Raw genomic sequence first — 2,183 nt, 5'->3', positions numbered from 1 at the left:
GAAAAGATTATCTTGAAAAAATATGAAGCGAATGGTGCTTGTGCAATAACAGGAGAAGTATCTGATAAAAATATTTCTTTAGCAGACGGAAAGATTACGCTAAGCCCAGCAGGTGCAGAACTTATAATAGAGGAATTACAGAAGAATCTTGTAAAATAATTGGCTCCTTTTAGGGGAGCTTTTTTAAGTTATATCTAAAAAAATTCACGTACCGTAGTTATTAATAAAAACAAATACATGCCAATAAAGCTCTACAACTAATCCTGTCCTTTTCTTATAAAAGGCGCATACAATACGCCGTTGGGTTCAATATATTGAAAAAGACACCTATAAAATTCGAAAAAGGGGCACGGCAACATGCCCATTAGACTAAAAAAGAAAAACACCCCCAAAACGAAAATTCTATTCATTATTGACTACTGATAACGATGGGTTATGTGAACTATAAGAAACCTCTGATTTAGATAATCAGAGGTTTCCCTTTTTTACATACCTGAAAATGGGGCATGTTTCCATATTAAAAGGGTAGGCAAAGTCTTTTTAATGTTTGTTATTAGCTTTTGTATGAATTTAATTTCAGATAATTGTTTATTGTATTCTTCTAATTGAATTAGATATTCATAATCATTTTGAAACATTGTATCTTTTAAAAGTTTGTTCAAATCCATGGCTAGGAAAAGGGTTAACATAGATAAGTATTGTGTTCCTCCTTTTGAAGCTCTTTTTCGTAAGAATGTAAGGATTTGCTCTTTGGTTTGAAGACATATGTAACGTTTTTGAAATGATAAACCTAATATTCGTCTTTCAATTACTTTTATTTGTTTTTTTCGCTGTATACAATCTAAAACAGAATTATATAGTTTGTGACTTGATCGTTGTTTTCCGCAAATTGTTAGTATCCACATTCTTATATTGTGATTGTCATCTAAATGTTGTGTTAAATCTAAGGTATGTTGTAAATAAGGGATATCAGATGACTTACTAGTCCTATGTACAATAAATTTATGATCTATATAAATATACTTTTGAAGGTAAAGTTCTAGCAATATGTTTATTATAATGAATATTTCTATATTTGATTGTAAAGGAGGTTGTATAGTTTGAGTATCATCATCTACAGATAGTAAGAAAAAAAGCTCAGGGACTGTTAGATATTCCATTTTTTCTTATCACCTTTCTTTAGATAGAATTTGTATTTAAATATATTTTCATCTTTTTATTTCATAAATCCTTTTGGATTATTAATAGAACTTAGCTACCGAGAAGTGGGGTTATGTAAACTTCAGATGTATACGGGGTTCAGCCGAGATACGTGTAAAAACGGGCCATAAGCTTTATTTTTTTCCATATCTACGATATACAAAAAAATAAAGAAACACGAATTTTATAGGCTAAGATATTTTTTGGAAGTAAAAACCTTGATTATTCTGCTTAGTGTAAAAAAATCAAGTTTTTTTATTTGTAGAGTGACAATAAAGTTATTTAATTTTTGATGTAGATTACTTCACCGCACTTAAAAATATAACAATAAAGTTGTTTAAATCTAAGAGTTATTTCATAATCGCGCTCGATAGTGGAAAAGTGAAGAACGCGAAGGAGTTACATTAATAATCCGCAGTTATTTTACTAAGCTCCCGTGAACCCAAAAAGAAAAAACGTCCCCACATCGTGCAGGAACGCATAATAAACATTTACTTTTCTGCTGAGATTATTAAGAACATAGGTCTACGAAGTTCTTCTTTCATTTCGGGAATACTCTTTAACATTTCTTCGGAAGGAATTGGTCACTGGAAGTAGGAGAAAACCTCATCGTTTTCACACCAGAGAAACCGGGAACCTAAATGTACAGCTGCTGGATGGGGATGATCCGCGGTATAATCATTGTGAAAGAAGCATAGGAGGAAGTAAAAGCTCCGTAAAGAAAATCGGCTGTATCCAATGAAGATAGCTGGTTTTAAAAATATTTAGAAAATCCAGTTGACAGTTCATCTACTGCGTGTTACGATATACCTGTAGTAGGTCACACTGAATAGTGAGGTTGCAAAAATATTTTTAAGAAAAATAGTTGACACCTTCTACTCGGTGATACAATATACATGTAATAAGTAATACTGAATAGTGTGATTTCCCAAAAGCTATTCAGTAAAAATTTACCTTAGTACTCTGTTATACTGAATATAAGT

Annotated in this window: 1 protein-coding gene and 2 pseudogenes; 1 reads left to right on the top strand and 2 read right to left on the bottom strand. The window is 31.4% G+C overall.

Going from position 1 to position 2,183, the window contains the following annotated elements:
* Positions 1-159: pseudogene (locus tag BPMYX0001_RS27840) on the top strand (AbrB/MazE/SpoVT family DNA-binding domain-containing protein); the annotation flags it as partial.
* Positions 160-485: 326 nt separating this feature from the next.
* Here the strand turns inward: BPMYX0001_RS27840 and BPMYX0001_RS27835 are convergent.
* Together BPMYX0001_RS27835 and BPMYX0001_RS34370 are read right to left on the bottom strand one after the other, a co-directional pair.
* Positions 486-1,160, bottom strand: coding sequence for a hypothetical protein (locus BPMYX0001_RS27835; RefSeq protein WP_006097500.1), 675 nt, complete (start codon positions 1,158-1,160; stop codon positions 486-488).
* A gap of 531 nt (positions 1,161-1,691) precedes the next feature.
* Positions 1,692-1,784 (bottom strand): annotated as a pseudogene (locus BPMYX0001_RS34370) (class I SAM-dependent methyltransferase); the annotation flags it as partial.
* Positions 1,785-2,183 lie beyond the last annotated feature (399 nt).

The sequence above is a fragment of the Bacillus pseudomycoides DSM 12442 genome (genome assembly GCF_000161455.1).
Lineage (GTDB): Bacteria > Bacillota > Bacilli > Bacillales > Bacillaceae_G > Bacillus_A > Bacillus_A pseudomycoides.
Note: the sequence above shows the minus strand (reverse complement) of the source record. Positions and strands in the feature narration are given on the sequence as shown.

Bases quoted from the DNA above. Each gene is read 5' to 3' on its own strand.
- BPMYX0001_RS27835 (WP_006097500.1), bottom strand. From the start codon at position 1,160: ATGGAATATCTAACAGTCCCTGAGCTTTTTTTCTTACTATCTGTAGAT.